Raw genomic sequence first — 25,030 nt, 5'->3', positions numbered from 1 at the left:
GCGTGGAAACTGGACAGACGCACGGTGAATCCGTAAGTGTTTGAAAAGGTGTTCGAGGAGGCAGAATTGATCGACACAGGCGCATTCACCGGTTGGAGCCGGACCGCAGGAAGACTGAAGACATATCTGCGTGCAGGATTTGTCGGTCTTGGCGCTCTGACGCTCGCCGGTTGCATGGGGTCCACGCTCGGCTCCTATCCGGGTCAGTCGATCAACGCCGGCGAGCCGGTCACGACCACCGGCGAAGTTGTCGGCACCGGCAGCGTGCGCGTCGGCTTGCTGCTGCCCATGAGCGGCGGCGGCAGCGCAACCTCCATTGCGACAGTGTTCAAGAACGCCGCCGAACTTGCGCTTGCCAATTTCCCGAATGCGGATGTCCAGCTTCTGGTCAAGGACACGGCTGGCACGGCACAGGGTGGCCAGGCGGCGGCGCGGGCGGCCATCTCTGAGGGCGCTGAATTGATCCTCGGCCCGGTCTTCGCGCCTGCCGTTTCGGGTGCTGCCACCGTGGCAAAATCATCCGGCGTACCGGTTGTCGCTTTCTCGACCGACGTTTCCGTCGCCTCGCGCGGTGTCTATCTGCTGAGCTTCCTGCCCCAGACCGATGTCCGGCGGATCATCGGCTATGCGGCCAGCCAGTCAAAACGCTCCTATGCGGCGCTGATCCCGGACGACACCTATGGCGCGGTCATTGAAGCCGCCTTCCGGCAGGAAGTCGGCCGGACAGCCGGCCGGATTGTCTCGATCCAGCGCTACAAGCTCAACGGCACAGATACCGCGGACCTGCTTGCCAAGACCCAGGCGCTGTCGTCGGCCATGGGTCAGATCGACAGCCTGTTCATTCCTGCGGGCGGCGGCGTCGCGCCAGTGGTCATGCAGACATTGACATCAGCAGGCGCCAATCTTGGCCAGGTCAAAATCCTGGGAAGCGGCCAGTGGGATACGGCGGACATGAAGTCGAACCCGCTCATGGTCGGCAGTTGGTATCCGGGCCCTGAGGACAAGGGCTTTCAGGCCTTCGCCAGCCGCTATCAGGGCGCCTACGGCACGCCGCCTCCGCGCAACGCCACGCTCGCCTATGACGGTGTAACCCTGGCTGCCGGGCTGGTTCGTTCCGCAGGCCCCCAGCGCTTTGCGACAAGCGTGCTGACCAATCAGGACGGCTTCATCGGGATCGACGGCCTGTTCCGGTTCAAATCGAACGGCCAGAACGAGCGCGGACTTGCGGTCTATCAGCTCACCGGCAGCGGCACCCAGGTGATTTCCGCGGCGCCGAGAGATTTCCGGTCCGGCACCTGACGGGCCATCAGGAGCAAAAACAGATGCTCACCGACAAGCGTGTGGTGCTGATCATTTCCGGTGGCATCGCCGCCTACAAGTCGCTCGACCTGATCCGGCGCCTGCGCGAGCGCGGCGCACTGGTCCAGGCCGTGATGACCCGAGGGGCGCAGCAATTCATCACGCCACTCGCCGTCGGTGCTCTGACAGCCAGCAAGGTCTATACCGAGCTCTTTGATCGGGAGGCAGAACAGGATGTGGGCCATATTCGCCTCGCCCGTGACGCGGATCTGATCCTGATCGCTCCAGCGACAGCGGACCTCATGGCAAAGATGTCCCACGGCATCGCCGACGACCTGGCAACTGCGGTTCTTCTGGCAACGGACAAGCCGGTTTTGGTTGCTCCGGCCATGAACCCGAAGATGTGGTCCCATCCGGCCACGACCCGCAACGTTGCAACACTCAAGGCTGACGGTCTGGCGTTCATTGGCCCCAATGCCGGCGAAATGGCCGAAAGCGGGGAAGCCGGTGTCGGGCGCATGGCGGAGCCCATCGAGATTGCAGACGCGGCCGAGCGCATTCTTTCAGAGACACCTTCCCGGGACCTGCCCGAGCTGCCGCTTGCCGGCCGGCATTTCCTCATCACCTCCGGCCCGACCCATGAGCCGATCGATCCGGTGCGCTACATTGCAAACCGGTCTTCCGGCAAACAGGGCCACGCCATCGCAGCAGCCGCCGCGGCCGACGGTGCACAAGTCACCTTGGTTTCTGGCCCCGTCGCGATTCCCGATCCGCAGGGAGTTGCCGTTGTCCACGTTGAAACGGCCGAACAGATGCTTGCCGCCGTCACCAAGGCCCTGCCGGCAGATGTGGCCATCATGGCGGCTGCCGTCGCGGACTGGCGGGCCTCAAGCGAGGGCGCGCAGAAGATCAAGAAGGACGGCTCCGGTCAGCCTCCTGCGCTGAATCTGGTAGAAAATCCGGACATCCTGGCGACCATCGGCCATCACGAGCGACTTCGGCCCAGATTACTTGTCGGCTTTGCTGCCGAAACCCAGAACCTTCTGGAAAACGCCCGCGGCAAGCTGGAGCGCAAACGCGCCGACTGGATCGTCGCCAATGACGTCAGCCCGGAAACGGGCGTCATGGGCGGGGATGCGAATACGGTCAGGATCGTCAGTGCAGAGGGTATTGAGGACTGGCCAAACCTGGACAAGACGGAAGTCGCCCGCCGCCTTGTCGCGCGGATCGCAGATTATCTGAAGTCACAGGGCGCCTAAGCAGCTTCTGCCGACGGAAAGCGGTAATAGCTCATGCTTATCGTGCCGTGGGAGTAGCTGCGATGCAGCAGCTCCGGTGCCGCTTCTCGGCCCGAGGCACCCATGGCGAAGAAGAGCGGCAGAAGATGCTCTTCCGTCGGATGGGCGCGACGAAACTCCGGCCCGGCGCCGAGATCAGAAAACCACTCGATTTTTCCGCGGTTCAGACCCTCTTCCAGCCATTGGTCAAACCGAATGGCCCAGGGAGCCGGCTCGGTACCCTCAGGAAACAGCTCGCGCAGATTGTGCGTCGTGCTGCCGGAGCCGATGATCAGGATTCCCTGCTCTGACAATGGAGCAAGGCTTCGGCCGAGGGCATGAACGCTCTCGGGTGTGCTGTTATATGGCAGCGACAGCTCAACGACCGGAACGGGTGGATCCGGGTAGGCAAGGGAGAGCGGCACCCAGGCACCATGATCGAGACCCCATGACCCGTCCTCTTCTGCCGGAATTTTGGCGGTCTGAAGAAACTGAGCAACCTGGCTCACCAGATCTGGACTGGCTTGCGCTGGATATTGGATGTCGAACAGCGCCTGCGGGAATGCTCCAAAGTCGTGAATGGTCTTCAAGGTTCCGGGAGCGGAGATCTTCTGCCCCTCCGTCTCCCAGTGAGGTGACAAGATGACGATACCCTTTACTTCCGGCATGGTTCCAGCGAGCGAACGGAGGAACCGGTTGGCCGGGATGTCGGTGATCGCCAGCATCGGCGAGCCATGCGCCAGAAACAGCGGCGCAATCGCAGCGGAGTGAGCAGTGTCCGGGACTGTCATGACCTTCTCCATGTGAAACCCAGCCGTCTTTGAACCGCATAGCGGTAGGACGGCCTTTTCAAAACCAAGATGGGTCTCGGTCGCCGGCCTGAGAAGCCGGGAATTCGTCACATAGTCGTTCACTCATAGCGAACAATGCGCGCGTCAAAATTGCGATTGGTCAACAAATCGTCTGACCCTACCGGGGCGAGATCACGCCCCGGCAGGATCTTGGTTGCGACTGATCGTCAGAAGCCGACGTTGATCAGCTGGACGCGCCGGTTGATCTCGGCGTCCGGCTTGGAAGGGTCACGAAGCTGCTCTTCACCCAAACCAACGGCTTCAAGCTGGCCTGCAGGAACTCGGAACGTCGTTACAAGAGCGTCGCGAATGGCGTCGGCGCGGCGCTGGGAAAGATTCAGATTGTATTCCCGATCCCCCTTGGCATCCGTATGGCCGACCACAAAAAAGGTCTGGCCCATCAGATATGGCGTGTGCAGGGCATCGGCGATGATCCCGACCGTCTCGTAGGATTCAGGACGAATCCGATCCGAGTCGAAGTCGAACGTGATCTCGACGTTGAACTGGCGCAGTTGTGCCAGTTTCGCCGCCAGTGGCAATACTTCGGTCGAGTTATCGCCAGGATACTTCTTGATGTGCTCGAGCGCCTGCTTACGCAGATCGTCGGCGCTGATATCCACCTTCGCCTGAGCACCTTGAAGAGAATTGACGATCTCGTTGCGCGAAAGGGCGGTCTGAGCATTGACGGCGGAGAGACCCAGTCCGAAGACAACCGCAAAGGTCGCCAGTCCCGTGGGCAGTGGAGTATTGAATTTCATGATCTTACCTCAAAAACTGCTGGGAACGGGTCAGCGATAGCCGGCCAAGTCTATGGCCGTATTGCACTTTTCGCTGACGCTCGGCTGCGCCTTCAACAGACAGCGAAGAACGTTGCCGTTGCCCGGCTTGACCAGCTTGCAATACTGTTGAGCATCCCGGTCACAGAGCTTGGGAGCAGCTGCCTGAGCGGCAAAGCGGGCCTCCAGAAGGGCCGTTACCGTAATGCTGTCCGCCGCGCACTGAGCCGAAATCTTGGATTGATTCTGACTCAAACACTGGCCGATCTCGTTGTTTCCAAGGTTGGCGGTCTTGCAATAGGTGTTGATGTCCTTGCCGCAGCTGGCGCCCAGAATCTTGATCGCGTCTGCGAACCCAACCGTTTGTGCAGCGGCGGGCAGAACTGGTGCCATTAGAAAGCAGGTCATTATGAGCGCTAGAAATTTATTCACGTGAAAGCCTCCCGTTTTACTCTTCAAACTAGAATCATGTGCACCTTTTCATCCCGCCGCACCTACCGCAAGGGGAGCTTCCAAAAATCGGGGAGGGAGTTTCGGGACAGTTGACAAAGGCCTGACCAAATCCATTGAGTAGCCGACCATTTTCATGTTCCGCAGGAGCCTTCATGACCGTCCGCCTCGAACTCAAGCGCCTGCCCCATGGTGCCGATTTGCCACTCCCTGCCTACCAGAGCGACCTTGCAGCCGGTCTCGACCTTCTGGCCGCCGTTGATGAGCCCCTGGTGCTCTCACCCGGCAAGCGCGCGCTGGTGCCGACCGGCCTTGCCATGGCGCTGCCCGCAGGCTTCGAAGGCCAGGTTCGCCCCCGTTCCGGACTGGCAGTGAAAAATGGCGTGACGGTTCTCAACACCCCAGGCACGGTCGATGCGGACTATCGCGGCGAGGTGAAAATTATCCTCGTCAACCTTGGCGATGAGCCTTTCACGGTCGAGCGCGGCGCGCGGATCGCGCAGCTCGTTGTCGCTCCGGTCCTGCAAGCGGATCTGATCGAAGTCGAGACCCTGTCTGAGACAAAGCGCGGCGCAGGTGGCTTCGGCTCGACGGGCACCGGTTCATGAGCCCGCACGCGCCACTGTTTTCATGATGAGCTGCCAGATTGGAATTTCTTCCCTCGCAATTCACTGCGATTGCACCTAATTTTCATTCGTTAAAAGGCGATCTTTCAACGCCAAATCTGGGGGACCACCATGAGCGACAAAAAGCCGGGCCGCGGCCGGATCTATTCTTCCATCACCGAAACCATTGGCGATACGCCGATCGTTCGGCTGGACCGTTTGGCGCACGCTCATGGCGTGAAAGCCAGCCTGCTGGGCAAGCTCGAGTTTTTCAACCCGATTGCGAGTGTCAAAGACCGCATTGGCGTTGCCATGATTGAATCCATGGAACAGACCGGAAAGATCACGCCGGGCAAATCCGTGCTTGTCGAACCGACGTCGGGCAACACCGGCATCGCCCTCGCGTTCGTGGCTGCTGCAAAGGGATACCGGCTTGTCCTGGTGATGCCGGAGACCATGTCGGTTGAACGGCGCAAGATGTTCAAGATCCTCGGCGCCGAACTGGAATTGACCGATGGCGCAAAGGGCATGAAAGGCGCAATCGCGCGCGCGCAGGAACTCGTCGACGAGACTCCAGATGCAGTGATGCCGCAACAGTTCGAAAATCCGGCAAACCCGGAGATCCACCGCAACACCACCGCCGAAGAGATCTGGAACGACACTGACGGCGCTGTCGATGTCTTTGTCTCCGGCATCGGCACCGGCGGAACGATCACCGGCGTTTCCCAGATCCTGAAAGCCCGCAAACCCGACCTGCACGTGGTTGCCGTCGAGCCTACGGACAGCCCGATCCTGTCTGGCGGCAACCCGGGACCGCACAAGATCCAGGGCATTGGCGCTGGTTTTGTCCCGGGCATTCTGGACACATCTGTCTTCGATGAAGTTGCGACAGTCTCCAACGACGAGGCTTTCACGATGGCCCGGGAGGTTGCCAAGACCGAAGGCGTTCCCGTCGGCATTTCGTCAGGTGCTGCGCTCAGCGCCGCCATCAAGGTCGGCCAGCGCGACGACATGGCCGGCAAGACCATCGTGGTGATCATCCCGTCTTTCGCGGAACGCTATCTGTCGACCGCCCTCTTCGAGGGGCTGTAAGCCCACGCTCTCTTAGACAAGAGCGACACATGAAAACGGCAGGAGACGGGCCCAAACCCGCTCCTGCCGCTCAGTTTCATCGGCAAGTGGCTAGTCAAGCACACCTTCGGTCGAAAATGCGCAGACCTCAGCCATTTTCAGGTAGGCCGCCGAGAATCCGTTCAGCGAGGCGATGATCAAACTGCCTCCGGCGACGGAAACGGCCAGCTCGCCATTGCGGCGCATTGCCTGAAGGGCCAGAATATTATCCTCCTGCGCCACCCGCCCATTGGCGAAGGCAAAACCCTCTTCATCGAACCCGGCTTCGACCTTGCCCGTGACGCTATCGCCGTCATCGAATGAGAAGAAGACCGGCTCACCGTTTTTCATAAGTGTTGCGTGGCCGCGAAAGGCCCGTTCCAGAACAGAGACCTCCGGATAGCTATAGGGAGGACCAACATCTCCGCTGAAAAATGTCGCGGAAATGGTCGGGAGACCGTCGCCACCGGTGAAAATCACGCACCGTTTGTGGTCGTCCTGCTCCGATTCAACTTTCTCAATCGAAACATTCCAGTCCTTGTAGCTCCAGAAGTCCTGGGCGCCGGCAGTCTGAACGAGACCCAGGCCCGTCAGCACACAAGACAGGCTAATTGCTAAAAAACGCATATATCGTCCTTACGTCAAATGACTACGGCGTTTTTCTTGCCGCAAACTGATTACGATTCCTTGCAGGAATCGCATTGAAATCAACCTATTGCGAAGAAACGCGGCACTGTCACCGATGGTGCAGAATCCGGCCCAGCGTGTTCATCAGGATCTGGGCGGCGAGTGTGCTGGTGGATCCCGTGGGGTCATAGTCCGGCGCTACCTCGACAAGATCAAGACCAACGATGGAGCCTCGCTGCGTCAGTCCGTCGATGAATTCGAGGACCTCGTAGTAGAGAAAGCCACCGTGGCTCGGCGTTCCGGTGCCCGGCGCAATCGACGGGTCGAATGCATCGATGTCGATGGTCAGATAGTAGCGCGCGCCTTCGGGAATCCGCGCCAGCATTTGCTCCACGCCAAGCTTGCGGAAGTGGCGGACAGACTGGATGTCGGATCCCATGGCTCTCGCATCCTCATAGCCGTCCCGGGCTGTCGAGGAGACGTTGCGGATGCCAATCTGACTGAGGCCTGTGACATAAGGCTTTTCGGCGGCCCGGCGCATGGGGTTTCCATGGCCGTAGCGGACGCCGTGGCGCTCGTCGACGAAGTCCAGATGGGCATCGATCTGGACCACATGGATCGGTTCTTCAGCGTCAAAGGCGTTGATGCAGGGAATGTTGATCGAGTGATCGCCGCCAAGCACCACAGGCAGGGCACCGGCGGCCAGGATCTTGCGAACGCCGGCCTCGATGTTGGCGTGGCTGTGGATGGTGTCCGTGTGGATGATATCCGCGTCACCAAGGTCAACGATCCGCGTCGTTTCGGCGGGCAGATAGGTGATGTCGTCCTCGAAATCATAAGCCCCGGCATGGCCGAAGGAAAACAGCGTAGAGGCCTCACGAATGCCGCGCGGTCCCATGCGCGCACCCGACCGCCACTGGGTGCCCATATCGAAAGGAGCTCCGAGAACCGCAACGTCGGCGTCTATGGCATCCCAGTCCGCCTGATAAGGGTACTTTCCAAAAGTACAAATGCCGACAAAGGGCAGGTTCAAACGCCCGGTTTCATAGCCATGGGATGTCAAATTGGGATCTCCGCGACGGTTGCCATAAGTCCCTCACCGTAGAGGACAGGCTGATCTGCGACCAACAAAAAACCCCGCCCGGTTAACGGGCGAGGTTGATGTCGCAATTCTGGAAACGCGGTATCAGCGAACGTCGAGAAAACCGATGATCTTGCGAACGTCCTTAAGGACCGGCTCGGCAATGGCCGAGGCTTTTTCAGCGCCGGTCTTCAAGATTGCGTCGATTTCCGATGCGTCGGCCATCAGGCGGCGCATTTCATCGGTCATCGGCGAGAGTTTTTCGACTGCCAGATCTGAAAGGGCCGGCTTGAAAGCCGAGAACTGCTGGCCGCCAAATTCTCCAAGGACATCCTGCTTAGACTGACCTGAAAGCGCGGCATAGATGCCGACCAGATTGTCTGCCTCCGGGCGATCCTTCAGGCCATCGACCTCACTCGGCAGAGCCTCGGGGTCGGTCTTAGCCTTCTTGATCTTCCGCGAGATCGCCTCAGCGTCATCGGTCAAATTGATCCGCGAGAGATCCGAAGGATCAGACTTGGACATTTTCTTGGTGCCGTCGCGCAGGCTCATGATGCGGGTCGCGGGACCTGCGATCATCGGTTCGGTGACCGGAAAGAACAGATCTTCCGGCAGCTCCGGCGAAGGCGTCGGGTTCGGCACGCCAACGTCCAGCTCCTTGATCCGGGCGGCAAAGTCATTGTTGAACTTTTGCGCGATGTCGCGAGTCAGCTCCAGATGCTGTTTCTGGTCGTCACCGACGGGAACATGCGTTGCCTTGTAGGCAAGAATGTCGGCAGCCATCAGGCTCGGATAGGCCAGAAGACCAAGAGAGGCGTTTTCCTTGTTCTTCCCTGCCTTGTCCTTGAACTGGGTCATCCGGTTCATCCAGCCGATGCGGGCGACGCAGTTGAAGATCCAGGCCAGTTCCGCATGCTCGCGCACCTGGGACTGGTTGAAGATGATCGATTTCTTTGGATCGATGCCAGCGGCGATATAGGCCGCGGTCACTTCACGGGTCGCGGATGCCAGCTTGCCTGCATCGGGGAAGCCAGCCGTGATCGCGTGAAGATCGACAACACAGAAGATCGATTCCATCTGATCCTGGATCGGAACCCAGCGAGATACCGCTCCAAGATAATTGCCAAGATGAAGATTTCCGGTCGGTTGAACGCCGGAAAAGACGCGGGGCTTGAACGCCGTCATTTTCTGTCCTTTTTCGCAAGATGCCGGTTGGAAGGGCTCTTGGGGTGATCGATGGCACGGTCTTACGGCACCAGGCAAAGTTCTTGCAAGCACCGAGCTTGCCGATGGTGAATTCTGCATGTCAGGTGTTGCGCCGCTTCAACGCCCGGAAATGCGCGACGAGATTGCTGCCCCCGGACAGCTGGGCAAAGACACCGAAAACGATCATGCCTGTCGCGACAAGTGCGGCGAGGCCTGCAGCGCGGATCAAGAGGTTGGCCCCGGAGATCCAGGGGGCCAAACCGATTGCGGCAAAGTGGATTACAACGCCCATCAGAGCGCTCGCGATCAGGATCAGCGCGAGCTTCCTCAAAACCGTCAGGTCAGGCGTGAAATGGCCACGCCGCCACAGAACGATCACCAGAAGCCCGGTGTTCACCCATCCGGCGACCGTCGTGGCCAAGGCTATGCCCACGTGCTGCAGGAACGGGAAGAACGCAAGCGAAAGGGCGACGTTGACCGCCATCCCGATGCCAGCAAACCACATGGGCGTCTTCGTATCCTCGCGCGCGAAATAGCCTGGAGAAAAGACCTTGTTCAAGACAAAGGCCGGAAGCCCGAACGCAAAGGCGGCGAGCGCAGCAGCCGTTCCTTCGGTCGCGAGCGCATCGAACCGTCCGCGCTCAAAAAGCACGGAGACAATCTCATGGGGAACGACCGCCAGCGCCACTGCCGAGGGCAGCGTCAGCACCAGAGAGAACTCAAGCGCATTGTTTAGGCTGCGCTGGTACTGGTCTTCATGACCGGCACGCAGCTGACGGGTAAGGCTTGGCAACAGGACCACGCCGATGGCGATGCCAATCACACCGAGGGGCAATTGATACAACCGGTCGGCATAGTAAAGCAGGGCATTGGCGCCGTCCTGGAGCGAGGCAATGACCTGGCCAACGGCGACGTTGATCTGGGTGACGCCGCCGGCGATGACGCCGGGCACACCCAACGCGAGGAGACGTTTTGCCGATTTCGTGTAGCGCGGGCGATACACGGGAATGCGGAATCCCAAGCGCTTCAGGTCCCACAGGACAACCGATAGCTGGACGACGCCCGCGACGGTCACACCGACCGTCAGAATGACGCCAAGGGTGTAGGGATCCTCGATGCCGGAGAGGATCACGCCGCCAAGCACCAGGCTCATGACCACATTGAGCATGACTGGCGCAAAAGCGGCAGCCGCGAACCTTTGATAGGTGTTCAAGATACCGCCGATGAAGGCGAGCATGGACATGAAGACGAGGTAGGGGAAGGCGATCCGGGACATGAGGACCGTCAGGTCGTACTTCAGCGCGTCGCCGACGAACCCGGGGGCCAGGGCCCAGACGACTGCCGGCATGAAAATCTGCGCCAGTGCCGTCAGCACAAGCAGACAGAACAAGAGGCCAGCTCCGATTTCACCGGCAAACCTGCGCGCGGCATCATCGCCCTCTTCTTCGACGGCACGTCCGAAGAGAGGGATGAAGGCGGAGTTGAAGGCCCCTTCGGCAAACAGACGCCGGAACAGATTGGGAAGCCGGAACGCAACCACGAAGGCGTCCGCGACCGGGCCCGTGCCCACCGCAGCGGCCAGCAGTGTGTCGCGCACGAAACCCAGCAGCCTGCTTGCCATCGTCGCACCGCCAACCGTGGCGAAGTTCTTCAAAAGGCTCATGTTTCAAATCTCATGGCCTCGGGAACAACCCGCGGCGGTCAAATATCAGGTCAGGACGCCTGCCGGGCGATCGGGGCGGCCGCACTCATATCGACCTCTCCACCCACTGCAGCGGCCAGACGCTCACGAATAATCTCCTGACGGCCGATGTTGGCAATCTTTTGTCCGGTCAGATCGGTCACGTAAAACACATCGACCACGCGCTCACCAAAGGTCGAAATATGGGCTGACCCAATATTGAGGTTCAAGGTCGCGATCGACCTCGTCAGGTCATACAGAAGACCGGACCGGTCCAGACCAGAGATTTCCAGAACCGTATATTCGTCGGACCAGGAGTTGTTGACCAGAACGTCCGCCTCGACCTTGAAGGCCTTCATACGCCCCTTGACCGACGCCTTCTTGATGGTGGTCTCCGGCAGAGGCGCCTCGCCGCGCAGGGTCTTGCCGATCAACTTGGCAATTCTCTCACCGCGCCTGCGCTCATCCGCATCGTCCGGCAGCTCGCGGCTGATGAAAATCGTATCAAGGGCGAACCCATCGGTCGTTGTGTCGATCTGGGCGTCTACAATGTTCGCACCGGTCGCAAAACACGCGCCTGCGATCACCGACAGCAGGCGCGGGTGATCGGGGGCCAGAACGGTGATTTCCGTCACGCCCTCGAAGGAATGCGGCGTAACGTCAAAGGCAAGCTTGTCGTCATTTTGGTCGACCTTGCGGATCAATTCCGCATGGGCCAGAGCGCGCTGCGGGTCGATACGCAGCCAATAAGCCTTGTAGTGACGGTTCACGTAAGCGTTCCGCTCCTCTTCGCTCCAATGTCCCAGCTCGGAAACAAGCGTCTCCTTGGCCTGCTCAACAGCCTGGCGGTGGGACACCTTCGTGTGTCCACCGGTCAGATGCGGCTCGCACTCGTAAAAGAGGGTCCTCAGAAGCTGCCCCTTCCAACCGTTGAACACACCGGGACCGACCGCGCGAATGTCGGCGACGGTCAGGATCAGCAGCAATTTCAGCCGTTCCAGTGACTGAACGACATTTGCAAAGTCCGTAATGGTCTTGCGGTCGGACAGGTCCCGGGACTGGGCAATGGTGCTCATGTCCAGATGATGTTCGATCAGCCAGGCAACCGTGTCTGTCTCTGCACTGGTGAGACCGAAACGCGGGCACAGCTTTCGCGCCACACGGGCACCAGCGATGGAGTGATCCTCCGGGCGGCCCTTGGCGATGTCGTGGAGGAACATGGCCACATAAAGCAGCTTGCGGCTTTGCAGAGTGCTGATCAGATCCGACGCCAGTGGATGGTTTTCACCTGAATCGCCGCGTTCGATCTGCGCCAGAACGCCGATGGAGCGGATCAGGTGCTCATCAACCGTGTAGTGGTGATACATGTTGAACTGCATCATCGCCACGACCTTACCGAAGTCCGGAACGAAGCGGCCCAACACGCCAGCCTCGTTCATTTTCCTGAGGGTCTTTTCCGGATTGTTGCGGGACGTCAGGATCGAGACGAAAAGCCGATTTGCCTCCGGATCATTGCGCAGGCCGCGATCGACCAGTTTCAAAGACCGGCGGATCAGCTTGGTCAGTTCCGGATTCAGATTGAAATCGTTCTTGTCGGCGACCTGAAACACACGGATGAGGTTGATCGGTTCATCGGCAAAGACAGTTTCCGACGTTGCATTGAGCCGGTTGTTCTCGACCTCGAAGCCTGCAAATCCGGCCACGGGCTTTGCTGCAACTGAAGGTCGGCCGACACGAAGCCGGCGCATGAGGCCTGAAATACCCTGGCCGCGCGGTTCCTTGACATGCTGGCTTTCCAGCGCGGCGCATAGAATCCGCGTCAGGTCACCAACATCCTTGGCCACCAGGAAGTAGTGCTTCATGAAGCGTTCCACATCCTTCTGGCCGGGATGCTGCGTATAGCCCAGCCGGATGGCGATCTCGCGCTGGACCTCAAAGGAGAGGCGCTCTTCGGGGCGTCCGGTCAGAAAGTGCAGGTGGCAGCGCACCGCCCACAGAAAGTCCTCCGACTTGACGAAGCGCTTGTACTCGGAGCGAGACAGCACTCCCTTCTTCACCAGCTCAGACTGGCGGCGCACCTGATAATGGTATTTCGCGATCCAGAACAAGGTGTTGAGGTCACGCAGACCGCCCTTGCCTTCCTTGATGTTCGGCTCAACCAGATAACGGGATGTGCCTTGCCGGCGGTGACGTTCGTCCCGCTCTTCCAGCTTGGCCGCAATGAATTCAGAACTGGTGCCGGCGACGACCTCGTCATTGAACCGTCTGACAAGCTCTTCATAAAGAGCGTCGTCGCCCCAGATAAACCGTGCTTCCAGGACCGCCGTCCGGATGGTCATATCCTGTTTGGAAAGGCGAATGCACTCCTCGATGTTTCGGGTTGCATGACCGACCTTCAATCCGAGGTCCCAGAGCATGTAGAGAATATATTCGACGACCTGTTCGCCCCAGGGGGTCTGCTTATAGGGCAGTACAAACAGGAGATCGACGTCCGAACCCGGCGCAAGCGTGCCGCGGCCATAACCGCCGACGGCCACAACCGACATGCGTTCGGCGGCAGACGCGTTGGTCACACGGTAGACGTGGTGAAGCGCGAAGTCATAGATCACGCGAATCAGCTCGTCCTGCAGGAATGACAGGCGCTGTGCGCACAAGAGACCGCCACCGTCTTCATTAAGGCGCTCTTCCGCAATGGTGCGGCCGGCTTTCATGACGCTCTTCAGCTCGCCAAGAACCTTCGACCGGATCTTGAGATCCGAGCCATCGCCATCCGTATCCTTCGTCAGGTCAGACAGGCGTTGCCGCAAGGCATTCGCGTCGATCAGGCCAGCAAGGTCTTCAGCGGTGTTCTTCATCAATCAGGCCGTTTTCCAAAATGTAGATGTGCCGGTCGGTTTGCGTCGTAAAGCATTGGCGCCAGGACCAGTATGCGCAGCAAAGGCTTTACAATCGGAGAATGCCTTTAAACTCCGTCCTTTGCCGCGACAACCCTCAACTGGTGCAGGAGGTGGGCAAGGGACTCCGGCGACAGGCCTCCGATGCTCCCGGCCAGACGGTTGGCCAGCTCGGTCGCCTTCGGATCCATACCCGCGGTTTCTATCGTCACCTTCGGATCCGACAATTCTGCAAGCCGCTGGATTTCCTCGGCTTCATCCCAGATGACATTGAAAAAAGTGATGATCCTTTGCACAAGAAACCAGGTCGGCTTGCCGCGCTTGCCATGCTCAAGTGCCGATAGATAGGCGCTGGACACGGAAAGTTCCGCCGCCATGTCCTTCAAGGATATTCCGCGCTTTTGGCGCAATTCGCGGATCTTTGCTCCAAGAGGGGTCACTGTTTCACCTCCGTCTGCGGATACGCACGTAGAGCGCACCTGACCCACCGTGGGTCACATGCGCCTCTTCATAGCCGATCACGAGGGACCGCATGTCCGGCATCGCCAGCCACTGTGGCACAACGCGGCGCAGAACGCCGCGCTCATCCATGAAGCCGCCGCTTTCGCTGCGCCCGCCCTTGCCCGTGATCACCAGCACGACCTTGTAACCTGAAGCCTGCGCCTCATACAAAAACCCGCGCAGGCGCTGATGGGCCTGATGCTGGGTCAGGCCATGCAGATCTATGCGGCCATCGATGGGTTTCACGCCACGGACAAGCTTTTTGCGGTAGCGATGTTCGAGCTGATGAAGCGGAAGTGGCGCGGCCGGCTTGGGCGCTTTAGGTGGCGTGCGCATAGCCGTTTCCGTGCCCGGTTTGGGCTTCGCCGCCTGTTTCTTGCCGTCGAGCATCTCTGAAAAGTCTTCAGGCTCGACCGGTTGTGGGGCCTGAGGGTGCATGGGTGTCAGTGTTTTCGTGACCTTGGCCCAAAGCTCCTTGTCCTCGGAGGTCAGCTGGCCCTTTTTGCGCTTTTTCGGCGGTTTCATCTGTTGCCGCGCTCTGATCTGGCCGATTTGGGCAGCAGCACCGTCATGCGCGCCGCGTGGCGGATGTCGCCGGCAATTCGACCGGCGGCCAGTCCGGAGCCAACAAAGAGATCGCCCCGTGCCGCGCCCTTGATCGACGATCCGGTGTCATCGGCAATCACCAGCCTGCGCAAATCGGCCGTCAGTCCCTCGACATCCGACAGATCCTTGACGTCTGACAAGCTAGTTTCAAGAAAAATCGGCAACCCAAGGGACAGATGCGCGAGATCCACGGCCAAACTGCGCCCGGCAACCAGTGGCAACCCGGCCGCACCGATAGGGCCGTCTTTTGGATCTTCGATCTCGACTTCACGGAAGAAAATGTAGGAGCGGTTCTGGCCCAGGAGCTCGTCACGGCGATCGGGGTTGTCCACGAACCATTTGCGCAGACCGGTCATCGTAAGCTGCTCAGGGGTTCCCTCGCCACGGTTCACGAGGACACGCGCCACCGATGTGTAGGGGTGCCCGGTCTTTCCGGCATAGCCGACGCGCATGGCGGCGCCGTCAGTCAGCCGCAGGCGCGCGGAGCCTTGGACATGAACGAAAAAGGCTTCGACCGGATCTGAAAGATAGACCAGATCGAGACCTTCTTCCGCCAATGCGCCCGCCATGATCGCCGGGCGGTCGGGCAAGGGAACGATTCCTTTGGCTGTCTGCCGACCATGGCTCAGCTCTTCCGGCCAGTTCCTGGGGCGATTGCTGCTCGTGATCTGGACAAGGCCCTCGGGCGCTTTCAAGAGCGGTGCAGGGAAGGCACCGCTTTGTGTCCTGGATGCCGCCAATTCCGGCTCATAATATCCGGTCACAAAGCCTTTTGCGTCAATCACATGAGGGACGAACTCGGCTTCAAAGAACGCCCTTGCCGCGGCATTACCTGCGCCTTCGGCCGCCAGAGCGTTCTTGCAAATTTCATCTGCCCGCTCCGCAGACAGGCGGATCGGACCCTTGGACAAGAGCGTTCCCGAGGATCTGCAGAAGCGAAGAAACGCCGACAGGGCATCCGCGTGATTGTCATCTGCCCAGCCCGGCAGAGCGTCAAAGCCGGTCTCTACAAATCCGTCTGGAGTCTTGCCGGCCGGAGCGGCCTCGGTTTCTTCCGTCACCATCAAGAGCGCCCCGACACCAAGACAAAAGCCAAGAAGTCCCGCCCGGACGCACCGTCCGGAACCCTGCCGCATTACTCTGCAGATTCGGTGGCAACAAGCTTCCAGTTCGGATCGCGCGAAGAGGTGTCACGCGCAAACGTCCAGATGTCGATGACCTCGGTGACCTTGCTCGGGTCGCCGTCGACAATCTCGCCGGACTTGTCCCGGGTCGCGGAAATCAGCTGACTTTGAACCTTCACCGTCACCTGCGCCTGGGTTCCCTTGAGAGCTGCTTCCACGATTTCGGCCTTGTCGATGCCGACGAAGGTGGATTCGATGGTTTCGCCGCGCTTCTCGCGGTCATCGATGGCAGAAACAAAACCCTCGTAAACGTCCTTGGACAGAAGCGATTTCAGGGCCTTGCGGTCGCCGTCGGCAAAAGCCATGACGATCATCTCGTAGGCCGCCTTGGCGCCTTCAACAAACGGTCCCGGCTCGAAGCTGCGATCGGCAGAGAGGATCTGACGGAGCGCTTCGTTGAGAGCGGAGCCGGCCGGCGCAACCTTTTCGATCACGACGTCATCGCTCTGGCCCTGATCCAGACGTTCGGACTGCGGGGCGTTTTGACCTGGCAGCGGGATCACGTTGTCGTCGCTGTCTGCATCTCCAGCCGGTCCGGCATCCTGATCCTGCCTGTCGGACTTTGAATAAGGATCGAACGGCGGGCGCTCGTTGCCGGTACGCTTGCCCAGCACCGACCGCAAGCGGAAGATGATGAACACAGCCAGCGCCAGGAAGATGATGTTGTAAACGTCGAAAATTTCGTTCATTTCGTGCTACCGGCTATCCTGTCGTGGCACTTCGGACGGCATCAGGCTCGAAGGCCGTGCCAACCCTGAAGTGCAGGCGTTATGTCCTATGTAGGTGCCCTTGAACCAGCATCCAGAGCCAAGGGCAAGACAGTAATTTGACAAAGGTTCATTTGCGAGGCGCAAACCCCTCGCAATCCCTAGCCTAGATGACTACCTTTAGCCAGAGTAACACAGAGACGACGGAAACTTCGTGGCCCTTTATATTCTTGCATTCATCATTCTGCTGCCGCTGATCGAGATCGCGGTCTTCATCCAGGTGGGCAGTGCCATCGGCGTTCTGCCAACAGTGATCCTGACTGTCCTGACGGCCGTGGCGGGCACGATCATGCTGCGTCAGCAGGGCCTGTCGCTCATCATGCGGATGCAGAGCGAGATGGATGCAGGTCGGGTGCCCGGTCGCGACATGATGCATGGCGCGCTGATCGTTCTGGCCAGCCTCTTCCTTTTGATCCCCGGCTTCGTCACCGACGCGATCGGCCTTCTGCTGTTTGTTCCGCCGGTGCGCGATGCGGTTGCGCGTTTCATCATTGCGCGGGCCAATGTCACCATTGTTGAAGGTGGATCCATGCACCGGCGCGAAGAAGGCGTCGTGGATCTGGACGAAGGCGACTGGAGCCGAGCGGAAGACGAGACGTCGCCGACGGGCACCCCCCGTATCAGCCCGTGGTCCGGTGACGACAAGCCCGGATCCTGAGGCTCTCAGCTACGCTCCTCACACCATTGTGACGTGGAACGCCGGTTTTGGCGCCCGCTTGACCACGCCTCTTAACCCCTCTTCAGCGCACCCATCGTAAGATTTGAGGAGATCTGAACCAAGGGCGAGGCGGCGCGGATGTCTTCGACGCGCATTGACTGGGTCGATACGGCCAAGGGTATCTGCATCATTTTCGTGGTGATGATGCACTCTGTGCTGGGCGTTGAGGCCGCAGCGGGCGAAACCGGCTGGATGCATGCCATCGTCGCCTTTGCAGCGCCCTTCCGTATGCCGGACTTCTTCCTGATTTCCGGACTGTTCCTGTCGAATGTCATCACACGCGACTGGCGTCTTTATCTCGACCGGAAAGTCATTCATTTCGCCTATTTCTATGCGCTCTGGATGACGATCCAATTCGCCGTCAAGGCACCCGTCTTTGCCGCGGATCTCGGCTGGCTCGGCGCGGTTCAATACTACTTCGTCAGCTTCATCCAGCCGTTCGGCACGCTGTGGTTCATCTATATGCTGCCGGTGTTCTTCGTGGTCTGTAAGCTAACGCATGACAGGGGCCTGCCCTGGCAGCTTGTTCTGGGCATCGCCGCGCTTCTGCAGATTGCGCCAATCCACACAGGCTGGCTTCTGGTCGATGAATTCGCCTCGCGCTTCGTCTATTTTTACGCAGGCTATATCTTTGCGCCAAAGATCTTCCAGCTGGCCGATTGGGCCAGGGCACGCGTCCCGCTCAGCCTGACAGTGCTTGCGATCTGGGCTTTGGTCAACGGCGGGCTGGTCGCTGCCGGCTGGTCCGGTCTTCCCATTGTCTCCCTGGCGCTTGGGGCTGCGGGCGCAGGCGCCATCGTTCTGACCAGCACGTTGATCACAGAGGCAGGCCGGTTCAATTTTCTCTCCCACTTCGGCGAAAATTCCATCGTCATCTATCTGGCGTTCTTCTTCCCGATGGGTGTGACGCGCGTTATCCTTTTGAAACTCGGCTTTCTTGATATCGGCACCATATCGCTGATCGTCACGGCAGTTTCCGTGATCAGTCCGATGATCCTGTTCTGGATGATCCAAAAGACCAATTTCGGCTGGTTCCTGTTCCGGCGGCCGGGATGGGCCTATTTGCCGGGAACCTTGGCTCCAAAGGCACGATTGCAGCCGGCAGAATAAGCTCAATCGGCTGCGGACAGGTTGGATTAGGTCTTTTCTCACGGTCGCCTTGCAGGCATGATCCGCGCCATGTCGACAGAGAACTCCCTTCCCGCGCTCACCGCTGATGACCACCTGATCCTGGTCGATGGCTCCACGTTCATTTTCCGCGCCTATCACGCGCTGCCGCCGCTGACGCGCAAGCCGGACGGGCTGCCGGTGGGTGCTGTATCAGGCTTCTGCAACATGCTGTGGAAGCTTCTGCAGGAAGGGCTGACGCCGGAGAAGGGCGATGAGCCGACACATTTCGCGGTGATTTTCGACCATTCGTCAAAAACATTCCGCTCGGATATCTATCCTGAATACAAGGCGCAGCGGCCCGAACCGCCCGAGGACCTCATCCCGCAGTTCGGCCTTATCCGTCAGGCAACTCGCGCTTTTTCGGTCCATTCCGTCGAGCAGGAAGGCTATGAGGCCGACGATCTGATCGCGACCTACGCCGTGCAGGCCGCCGAGATGGGCGCACGGGTGACCATCGTTTCCGGCGACAAGGATCTCATGCAGCTGATCGGCCCGAAGGTGGGCATGATCGACACCATGAAGAACAAGATCTTCGGCGAAGAGGAAGTCTTCGAGAAATTCGGCGTTGGTCCGGACAAGGTGATCGAGGTCCAGTCGCTGGCAGGCGACAGCGTCGACAATGTCCCCGGCGTGCCGGGCATCGGCCTGAAGACCGCCGCGTTGTTGATCAATGAATATGGTGATCTGGAAACACTTTTGTCCCGCGCCAGCGAGATCAAACAGAATAAGCGCCGGGAAAACCTTATTGAATTCGCCGATCAGGCGCGTGTTTCCAAACAGCTTGTCACCCTCAAGCAGGATGTGCCGGTCAACGTGCCGGTGACGCATCTTTCGGTGACCGACCTGGACGGCCCCAAGGCGGTTGGCTTCCTCAAGGCCATGGGGTTCACGACGCTGACCAAGCGGGTCGCCGAGACCACCGGCGCTGAGGCTACCAACATCGAGCCGGCCGACTTCCAGGTGCCGGGCTGGGATATGCCTGACCACAAGGGCCGCCTGGTTGAACATGCCGCGCCTGCTGCCAAATCCACCTCTGCCGCAGGCGGTGATCCCGCCGATCTGCCGAAAGGCATGATGGTCCCGCAGACCGTGGCCGAAGCGCGGGCGGAAGCAGCGCGCGCGACCGTGATTGACGCCAGCGCCTATGAAACCGTGACGACGCTCGAGAGGCTGAAGGAATGGATCGCGGAAGCCTATGAAACAGGCCATGTCGCCTTCGATACGGAGACGACATCCCTGGATGCCATGCAGGCAGACCTTGTCGGCCTGTCTCTCTGCTCCGTTGCGGGCAAGGCCTGTTACGTGCCGCTGGGCCATGTCGACGGTGAAGGCGACCTTCTCGGCGGTGGCGGTCTCGTCGCCGGTCAAATCCCGATGGATGACGCGCTTGCCGCGCTGAAGCCCATGTTGGAAGACCCCAGTGTTCTGAAGATTGCACAGAACCTCAAGTACGATTGGCTGGTCATGATCCGGCACGGCATCGACATCGGCCCTGCCGACGACACGATGCTCCTGTCCTACGCGCTCGATGCGGGCAAAGGCGGCAACGGCATGGACGAGTTGTCCGAACGCTGGCTCGGCCACAAGCCCATTCCGTTCAAGGAAATCTGCGGGTCCGGCAAGTCGATGATCACCTTCGACAAGGTGGTGATCGACAAGGCGACCGCCTATGCCGCAGAGGACGCCGATGTCACCCTGCACCTGTGGCAGGTGCTGAAGCCACGGCTTGCCTCCGAACACATGGCTACGGTCTATGAAACGCTTGAACGGCCCATGGTGCCGGTTCTGGGCCGGATGGAAAAACGCGGCATCTCCGTCGACCGGCAGATGCTCTCGCGCCTTTCGGGCGACTTTGCCCAGGGCATGGCCGCGCTGGAGGACGAAATCCGGGAGCTCGCTGGCGAGAACTTCAACATCGGCTCTCCCAAGCAGCTGGGCGATATTCTCTTTGGCAAGATGGGCCTTCCGGGCGGCAAGAAGACCAAGACCGGTGCCTGGTCGACGTCTGCATCCGTGCTGGAAGACCTCGCAGCCGAAGGTCACGAGCTGCCATCACGCATCGTGTCCTGGCGGCAGCTGTCCAAGCTGAAATCCACCTATTCCGACGCACTTCCCGGCTTCATCAATCCGGAGACAAACCGGGTTCACACCTCCTACTCCCTGGCGGCGACCACTACAGGGCGCCTGTCCTCCTCCGAGCCGAACCTTCAAAACATTCCGGTTCGCACGGAAGAAGGCCGCAAGATCCGTAAGGCCTTTGTCGCCGAAAAGGGTCACAAGCTGATTTCAGCCGATTACAGCCAGATCGAATTGCGTGTGCTGGCCCATATGGCAGATATCCCGCAGCTGAAAAAAGCCTTCGAGGATGGTCTCGACATTCACGCCATGACCGCCAGCGAGATGTTCGGCGTGCCGATTGAAGGCATGGATCCGATGGTGCGCCGTCAGGCCAAGGCCATTAACTTCGGCATCATCTACGGTATTTCCGCCTTCGGTCTGGCCAATCAGCTTGGCATCGGCCGCGGCGAAGCCAGCGACTACATCAAGACCTATTTCGAGCGTTTCCCGGGCATCAAGGACTATATGGAAACGGTCAAGAAAGACGTCCATGCCAACGGCTATGTGACGACCATTTTCGGGCGCAAGGCGCATTATCCCGAGGTCAACACCAAGAACCCGAACATGCGCTCCTTTTATGAGCGGGCCGCGATCAACGCGCCGATCCAGGGATCTGCCGCCGACATTTTGCGCCGCGCGATGGTTCGCATGGAGGACCGGCTGTCCAGATCAAAGCTCGACGCGCAAATGCTTTTGCAGGTGCATGACGAATTGATCTTCGAAGTGCCGGAAGATCAGGTGGAGGCGACGATCCCGCTGGTCCGCGAAGTCATGGAAAAGGCCTGCGAGCCCGTGCTCCAGCTCTCCGTCCCGCTCCAGGTGGACGCCCGCGCCGCCGACAATTGGGACGAGGCGCATTAACGCCTGAAATGCCTCTTGGCCTTACCGGGATGATCGGCTGTGGCGGTATGCCCTGCGAGCGAAATCATCATGGAGGCGCTGAGACCACTCAATTCGCGGATCCGACTCGGCGTTCATTCGTCTCGCCTTCAAGATCTGCGATCAGCGCCTTCATCTCTGCAATCTCCTTGACCTGGGCCTCAACAATCCGCTCAGCAAGGTCGCGGACGCGCGGATCGGAAAGTTCCGCGCGGCGGCTGGTGAGGATCGCGATCGAGTGGTGTGGGATCATTGCCTTCATCCAGGCAGCGTCCTGAATGGTTTCCTGCGATCGGACCAAAAAGAGCGCTCCGGAGAAAATCACCACAGCAGCAGCAAAGATCGCGATATTCGCTGTCCGATTTCGGTACATGTGCAGCATGAAGGCGAGCATCACCACCATCATCGCCGCACCCATATACAGCGCCATGTACACCCTCGTCTCGCTGAAGAAGACATGATCGATCGCGTAGGTGTTCAGATACATCAGGGCGAGCATGAGCGCTGTCGAGGTGGCGATCATTGCGAAAAAACGAGTATAGGAGCCGTGCATAGCTCATCTCCGGGAACATCGGGTTGGGGTCAGGTGCTTCTGACAGCAACGCCGACACCCCGGATGTGTTCCCATATTTGCCTTGGCAGGCCCTGTAAAACAGGCAGGGGTCTGCTTGGCTAACTCAGCCCGGCCGCCTTTCTGAGGGTCGCATTGATGCGGTCCTGCCAGCCGGGGCCGTCTTCCTGGAAAAAAGCCAGGACATCATTGTCGAGACGGACGGACACGGTCTCCTTGCCGACCGGAATGGCCGACGTCTGGGCCTTGGGCGCTTCTTCGACCGGCTTTGTCGTGGCTTTCTTGAACAATGCCTCCGCCTTGTCGACGGCACTTGTGGAACGGCGGGGCGGATAGGCCATGATGTGCTTCCAGTTTGAAGGAGTTTGTGCCCCAGCATAGCCAAATTGAAGCGATGCGGGGGTTTTCTTTCTCACCCACCAGTATTTTACATCGTGCCCGCGAGATCCATACGCCTCGATCTTTTGTTCTTTATTCGTTCTTGTTATTTCCGAAAAAGTGTCTTAGCGTCATATGCAATCTTTGGTGGAGGCGCGTGATGGTAAGCCGTGTGACGACTGTTGCCTTTCAGGGCATCGATGCCCTGCCGGTCGATGTTCAGGTGCAGGTTGGACCTGGCATGGTTGCCTTCACGATCGTCGGGCTGCCCGACAAGGCGGTCGGCGAAAGCCGGGAGCGGGTGCGAGCTGCCCTTCATGCCTCTGGTCTCGCCCTTCCGGCCAAGCGAGTGACCGTCAATCTTGCACCTGCCGATCTTCCCAAGGAAGGCTCCCACTATGATCTGCCGATTGCGCTCGGGGTCATGGCTGCCATTGGCGCAATCCCGGCAGACATGCTCGGCGCATATGCGGTTCTGGGCGAGTTGGGTCTTGATGGCCGTCTTGCACCGGTCGCGGGCGTTCTGCCAGCTGCCATGGGCGCCAATGCCATCGGCAAAGGACTGATCTGTCCGGCGGACTGTGGCGCTGAGGCCGCTTGGGCGGATGCAGAGATGGACATTCTGGCGCCTGTTTCCCTGATCCAGCTCGCCAACCATTTCAAAGGCACCCAGGTTCTGTCCCGTCCCTCGCCAAAGCTTCAGGGCACACCCGGCAACCTGCCGGATCTCGGCGAGGTCAAAGGCCAGGAAACTGCCAAGCGGGCGCTGGAAATCGCCGCAGCCGGTGGTCACAACCTGCTGATGTTGTGGTACATTAATGGAATTGAATTCCGCTCCGGGATTCGGAAAGCCAAGCCCTGCTTTTCGCCCCGCCATGGGCGTAATGGGTTCCCGGCAAGTCACACCTTCCTCGCCCGCGCAACTGGATATTAATTCTGGTGCTCGAGAATCGAATAAGCTACCCTGATTCCCGAGTAGTGACGAATGCCGTCATGTTGAGAATTCTGAATGTCAATACCAATAGAAACAGAAAAACTTCTCGGGCCGCTCAATGACTTCGAGCGCAAACACGCACCTCGCGAGTTGTATTTGGAGGGACGGAAATCCCTTCTTCAAGACGGCCTGCGGGTTTCTGTTGTCGGCTCCCGGAAGGCCAGTGAAAATGGCGTAAGGCGCGCCCAGGCGTTAGTCAAAGCGCTCGTTGAACACGGCATTACGGTCGTCAGCGGCCTCGCCGATGGTATTGATACGGTTGCGCATGAAACCGCCGTCGCTCTTGGAGGCAACACGATCGCCGTTCTCGGCACTCCACTTGATAAAGCCTATCCGGCCAAGAACAAGGACTTGCTGGAACTGATTAAACATAAGCATCTAGCGGTGTCTCAGTTTCCAATGGGTTATCCGGCGAACCCGAAGAATTTTCCGCAACGCAATCGGACTATGGCTCTTATTTCAGATGCGACGATTATCGTCGAGGCTTCCGAGAAGAGTGGAACACGGCACCAAGGTTGGGAAGCAATCCGGCTCGGTCGACTGGTCTACATTATGAAAAATGTAGCCGATGACACTTCCCTCACATGGCCTGCTGAGTTGATCGCGTATGGCGCCCAAGTGCTGACGAGAGATGATATGCCGGACGTGCTCTACGACATCCCTAGTTTCACGGCTGGTGTTGAGAGTGCCTTCTGAGTACGTTTACGGCACGTTCGCGAACTATTCTCCTCGAGGTACTTCGGAGCTTTCGGTCAGATCCCGTAAAACCTGCGGTGGGATCAAGCGCGGCAGTACGTCGTTGATCAGAAATGCCCTTCCGAAACTGGCGACGCCCGATGCGCGGGTCTTGCAACCATTCCTGAATCCTGAGGTGACCTTGGTACCAGTGCCGCGAAGTGCTCCGCTTGCGCCTGGGGCTCTTTGGCCCGCCAAGGTCATTGCCGATATACTCGAGGCTGGTGGTTACGGAACTGTCCTTCCTGCACTCCAAAGGACTAGGGCTGTCAAAAAGTCATCGTCTTCGTCGAATGCTGGCGGACGGCCACTTATCAGCGAGCATGTCGCAAGCATGCAAGTCGATCAAGGTGGCCTATTTCAACCAGACCAAATCACGATTGTAGACGATGTCCTCACTATGGGCCGTACAACTGCCGCATGCGCAGAGCTACTCCATCAAGCATTTCCACACGCTGAGATCCGCATCTTTGCGATGATAAGGACTCAAGGCATGGTGGATGACATCGACAAGATATTTGATCCCGCCGTCGGTACCATCACCGCATATAA

General features: G+C 59.3%; 22 protein-coding genes and 1 pseudogene. 9 read left to right on the top strand and 14 right to left on the bottom strand.

The window, feature by feature from the left end:
- Positions 1–36 precede the first annotated feature (36 nt).
- Together IG617_RS15475 and coaBC are read left to right on the top strand one after the other, a co-directional pair.
- On the top strand, positions 37–1,299 hold the full coding sequence (locus IG617_RS15475) for a penicillin-binding protein activator (RefSeq protein WP_338109988.1): 1,263 nt from the start codon (positions 37–39) through the stop codon (positions 1,297–1,299).
- Between the two features lie 23 nt (positions 1,300–1,322).
- Positions 1,323–2,558 carry a bifunctional phosphopantothenoylcysteine decarboxylase/phosphopantothenate--cysteine ligase CoaBC gene (gene coaBC, locus IG617_RS15470; protein ID WP_192110131.1) on the top strand — a complete coding sequence of 412 codons (1,236 nt, stop codon included), beginning with the start codon at positions 1,323–1,325 and terminating at the stop codon, positions 2,556–2,558.
- Here the strand turns inward: coaBC and IG617_RS15465 are convergent.
- From IG617_RS15465 to IG617_RS15455, 3 genes are all read right to left on the bottom strand, one after another.
- The gene (locus IG617_RS15465; protein WP_192110130.1) at positions 2,555–3,367 is read right to left on the bottom strand and encodes a DODA-type extradiol aromatic ring-opening family dioxygenase; all 813 of its coding nucleotides are present in this window, start codon (positions 3,365–3,367) and stop codon (positions 2,555–2,557) included. The two genes, coaBC and IG617_RS15465, sit on opposite strands and share 4 nt — an antisense overlap.
- 227 nt (positions 3,368–3,594) lie before the next feature.
- Positions 3,595–4,185 carry an OmpA family protein gene (locus tag IG617_RS15460; RefSeq protein ID WP_153771699.1) on the bottom strand — a complete coding sequence of 197 codons (591 nt, stop codon included), beginning with the start codon at positions 4,183–4,185 and terminating at the stop codon, positions 3,595–3,597.
- Positions 4,186–4,215: 30 nt separating this feature from the next.
- On the bottom strand, positions 4,216–4,635 hold the full coding sequence (locus IG617_RS15455; protein ID WP_289034865.1) for a hypothetical protein: 420 nt from the start codon (positions 4,633–4,635) through the stop codon (positions 4,216–4,218).
- Positions 4,636–4,808: 173 nt separating this feature from the next.
- Between IG617_RS15455 and dut the strand changes: the two genes are divergently transcribed.
- The gene (gene dut / locus IG617_RS15450) at positions 4,809–5,261 is read left to right on the top strand and encodes a dUTP diphosphatase (protein WP_192110129.1); all 453 of its coding nucleotides are present in this window, start codon (positions 4,809–4,811) and stop codon (positions 5,259–5,261) included.
- A 129-nt stretch (positions 5,262–5,390) separates the two neighbouring features.
- Positions 5,391–6,350 carry a cysteine synthase A gene (cysK, locus tag IG617_RS15445; RefSeq protein WP_192110128.1) on the top strand — a complete coding sequence of 320 codons (960 nt, stop codon included), beginning with the start codon at positions 5,391–5,393 and terminating at the stop codon, positions 6,348–6,350.
- A gap of 90 nt (positions 6,351–6,440) precedes the next feature.
- On the opposite strand, the gene IG617_RS15440 is transcribed toward cysK, so the two are convergent.
- From IG617_RS15440 to IG617_RS15400, 9 genes are all read right to left on the bottom strand, one after another.
- On the bottom strand, positions 6,441–6,995 hold the full coding sequence (locus IG617_RS15440) for a hypothetical protein (protein WP_192110127.1): 555 nt from the start codon (positions 6,993–6,995) through the stop codon (positions 6,441–6,443).
- A gap of 109 nt (positions 6,996–7,104) precedes the next feature.
- Positions 7,105–8,058 (bottom strand): agmatinase, encoded by a 954-nt coding sequence (gene speB / locus IG617_RS15435; protein ID WP_192110126.1) that lies wholly within the window; start codon positions 8,056–8,058, stop codon positions 7,105–7,107.
- A 123-nt stretch (positions 8,059–8,181) separates the two neighbouring features.
- Positions 8,182–9,261, bottom strand: a complete 1,080-nt coding sequence (gene trpS, locus IG617_RS15430) for a tryptophan--tRNA ligase (RefSeq protein WP_192110125.1) — start codon at positions 9,259–9,261, stop codon at positions 8,182–8,184.
- Between the two features lie 121 nt (positions 9,262–9,382).
- Positions 9,383–10,945, bottom strand: coding sequence for a murein biosynthesis integral membrane protein MurJ (gene murJ, locus IG617_RS15425; RefSeq protein ID WP_192110124.1), 1,563 nt, complete (start codon positions 10,943–10,945; stop codon positions 9,383–9,385).
- 50 nt (positions 10,946–10,995) lie between these two features.
- Positions 10,996–13,818, bottom strand: a complete 2,823-nt coding sequence (locus IG617_RS15420) for a [protein-PII] uridylyltransferase (protein WP_192110123.1) — start codon at positions 13,816–13,818, stop codon at positions 10,996–10,998.
- Between the two features lie 107 nt (positions 13,819–13,925).
- A complete protein-coding gene (locus tag IG617_RS15415) occupies positions 13,926–14,297 on the bottom strand; it encodes a helix-turn-helix domain-containing protein (protein ID WP_192110122.1) in 372 nt (123 codons plus the stop codon).
- A gap of 4 nt (positions 14,298–14,301) precedes the next feature.
- Entirely contained in the window at positions 14,302–14,883 is a 582-nt protein-coding gene (locus IG617_RS15410) for a Smr/MutS family protein (protein WP_192110121.1), read from the bottom strand.
- Positions 14,880–16,100: a murein transglycosylase A gene (mltA, locus tag IG617_RS15405; protein ID WP_209008512.1), complete on the bottom strand. Its 1,221-nt coding sequence runs from the start codon at positions 16,098–16,100 to the stop codon at positions 14,880–14,882. The genes IG617_RS15410 and mltA overlap by 4 nt, the downstream gene beginning before the upstream one ends.
- Entirely contained in the window at positions 16,100–16,837 is a 738-nt protein-coding gene (locus IG617_RS15400; protein ID WP_192110120.1) for a Tim44/TimA family putative adaptor protein, read from the bottom strand. The genes mltA and IG617_RS15400 overlap by 1 nt, the downstream gene beginning before the upstream one ends.
- A gap of 232 nt (positions 16,838–17,069) precedes the next feature.
- Here IG617_RS15400 and IG617_RS15395 point away from each other — a divergent pair, with 232 nt between their 5' ends.
- The 3 genes from IG617_RS15395 to polA all read left to right on the top strand — a co-directional run bounded on the left by IG617_RS15395 (position 17,070) and on the right by polA (position 21,782).
- A complete protein-coding gene (locus IG617_RS15395) occupies positions 17,070–17,573 on the top strand; it encodes an FxsA family protein (RefSeq protein WP_192110119.1) in 504 nt (167 codons plus the stop codon).
- A 138-nt stretch (positions 17,574–17,711) separates the two neighbouring features.
- Complete coding sequence (locus IG617_RS15390; protein ID WP_192110118.1) at positions 17,712–18,743, top strand: acyltransferase family protein; 1,032 nt, start codon at positions 17,712–17,714, stop codon at positions 18,741–18,743.
- A gap of 57 nt (positions 18,744–18,800) precedes the next feature.
- Entirely contained in the window at positions 18,801–21,782 is a 2,982-nt protein-coding gene (gene polA / locus IG617_RS15385) for a DNA polymerase I (protein ID WP_192110117.1), read from the top strand.
- Positions 21,783–21,870: 88 nt separating this feature from the next.
- Here polA and IG617_RS15380 read toward each other — a convergent pair whose 3' ends face one another.
- Positions 21,871–22,353: a DUF305 domain-containing protein gene (locus IG617_RS15380; RefSeq protein ID WP_192110116.1), complete on the bottom strand. Its 483-nt coding sequence runs from the start codon at positions 22,351–22,353 to the stop codon at positions 21,871–21,873.
- A gap of 119 nt (positions 22,354–22,472) precedes the next feature.
- On the bottom strand, positions 22,473–22,712 hold the full coding sequence (locus IG617_RS15375; protein ID WP_192110115.1) for a BrnA antitoxin family protein: 240 nt from the start codon (positions 22,710–22,712) through the stop codon (positions 22,473–22,475).
- A 197-nt stretch (positions 22,713–22,909) separates the two neighbouring features.
- Here IG617_RS15375 and IG617_RS15370 point away from each other — a divergent pair.
- Positions 22,910–23,557 (top strand): annotated as a pseudogene (locus tag IG617_RS15370) (magnesium chelatase domain-containing protein); the annotation flags it as partial.
- Between the two features lie 201 nt (positions 23,558–23,758).
- The gene (locus tag IG617_RS15365; protein WP_192110113.1) at positions 23,759–24,439 is read left to right on the top strand and encodes a DNA-processing protein DprA; all 681 of its coding nucleotides are present in this window, start codon (positions 23,759–23,761) and stop codon (positions 24,437–24,439) included.
- Positions 24,440–25,030: the final 591 nt, after the last annotated feature.

It is taken from the genome of Roseibium polysiphoniae (assembly GCF_014842925.1).
Classification (GTDB): Bacteria; Pseudomonadota; Alphaproteobacteria; order Rhizobiales; family Stappiaceae; genus Roseibium; species Roseibium polysiphoniae.
Note: the sequence above shows the minus strand (reverse complement) of the source record. Positions and strands in the feature narration are given on the sequence as shown.